This window comes from Leisingera sp. (genome assembly GCF_034669605.1).
Taxonomy (GTDB): Bacteria; Pseudomonadota; Alphaproteobacteria; order Rhodobacterales; family Rhodobacteraceae; genus Leisingera.
The window spans coordinates 1-1,576 of sequence record NZ_JAXMOX010000383.1 but is presented as its reverse complement, the minus strand read 5'-3'; the positions used below and the strand labels follow the sequence as shown (position 1 = coordinate 1,576).

The window sequence follows — 1,576 nt, the reverse complement described above, 5'->3', positions numbered from 1 at the left end:
GCGCGCGGGCGATCGCCAGCATCTGCTGTTCGCCGCCTGACAAGGTCACGCCTTCCTGCTTGCGCCGTTCACCGAGACGCGGGAACAGGTCGTACAGACGCTCCAGAGACCAGCCAACGGGCGGCGCTATCTGCGCCAGCTGCAGGTTTTCCTCGACTGTCAGGCCGGGGATGATGCGGCGGTCTTCGGGCACAAGGCCCAGGCCGACGGACGCGGCCTCGTACGATTCCATGTTGTGCAGCGGTTTGTGATCCAGCCAGATCTCGCCGCGGGTCACCAAGGGGGAGCCGGTGCGGGCGATGGAGCGCAGGGTTGAGGTTTTGCCAGCGCCGTTGCGGCCCAGAAGGGCCAGGATCTCACCTTCGTGGACATTAAAGCTGATGCCCTGCACGATGTAGCTCTCGCCATAGTAGGCGTGGACATCCCAGACAGACAGGAAGGCCGGCGCGGTTGTGGCGGCATTGGCGCTTCTGGAGAAATCGGGTTTCACATTCATTGGGTTTCTCCTTTACGCGCTTTCGCCAAGATAGGCTTCGCGCACCTTCGGGTTGCCGCGGATGTTCTGTGGATCGTCCTCGACCAGGGGGGTGCCCTGGGCCAGAACGGTGATCCGGTTGGCCAGGCTGAACACCACATGCATGTCGTGCTCGATGATGGCGATGGTGATGTCGCGCTCGTCGCTGATCTGTTTCAGCAGGTCGATTGTGTTGTTGGTATCGGCCCGGGCCATGCCCGCGGTAGGTTCGTCCAGCAGCAACAGGCGCGGTTCTTGTGACAGGCACATGCCGATCTCCAGCCGCCGTTTGTCGCCGCGGGACATGGCGGCGGCGTGCATGTGCCGCTTGTCCGCCATGTTCATCTCTTCCAGCATATGCTCGGCCTTTTCCAGAATGTCCTTCTGGCGCAGCACTGCTGACAGGGCGTTCAGTTCAAACGCGCCGTCCCGCTTGGCAAAGCAGGGAATCATCATGTTTTCCAGAACCGTCAGGTCGCCAAAGATCTCCGGCGTCTGGAACACGCGGCTGATGCCCATCTGGTTGATCTCGTATGGCGCGCGGCCCAGCACCGACTGGCCGTCGAACATCACGGATCCTGTGTCGGGGATCAGCTTGCCCACCAGGCAGTTGAGCAAGGTGGACTTGCCCGCACCGTTCGGCCCGATGATCGCGTGGACCGAGTTTTCCTTTACGCTGAGGTTCACCTCGGACAGTGCCTGCAGGCCGCCGAACCGTTTCCCTACGTCTTTGACTTCAAGGATACCCATTGTTCTGTCTCCTTATTCCGCGGGATTGGTTTCGCCGGACGTATCGCTGTCCTTGGCCTTGCGGCGGCTGAGCCAGCCCTTGATCCGCTGGCCGCCTTCGACCAGGCCGCCGGGCAGGAAGATCACCACCAGCATGAACAGAATGCCCAGGGTCAGATGCCAGCCTTTGCCGATAAAGGGGTGGAGCAGGAAGACGACGGCATCCTCCATCCCGTCGGGCATGAAGCTGAACCAGCTGTGCAGCACGTTGTCGTTGATCTTGGAGAAGATGTTCTCGAAGTATTTGATGAAGCCTGCGCCCAGCACCGGGCC

The 1,576-nt window shown here is 61.4% G+C and carries 2 protein-coding genes and 1 pseudogene; all 3 read right to left on the bottom strand.

Annotation, left to right across the window (positions count from 1 at the left end; translation table 11 throughout):
• Positions 1-496 (bottom strand): ABC transporter ATP-binding protein (locus tag VOI29_RS24475; protein WP_323784494.1); only part of this gene is annotated, 496 nt, incomplete at its 3' end.
• 12 nt (positions 497-508) lie between these two features.
• The gene (locus VOI29_RS24470) at positions 509-1,264 is read right to left on the bottom strand and encodes an ABC transporter ATP-binding protein (protein ID WP_323784492.1); all 756 of its coding nucleotides are present in this window, start codon (positions 1,262-1,264) and stop codon (positions 509-511) included.
• 12 nt (positions 1,265-1,276) lie between these two features.
• Positions 1,277-1,576: pseudogene (locus VOI29_RS24465) on the bottom strand (branched-chain amino acid ABC transporter permease); the annotation flags it as partial.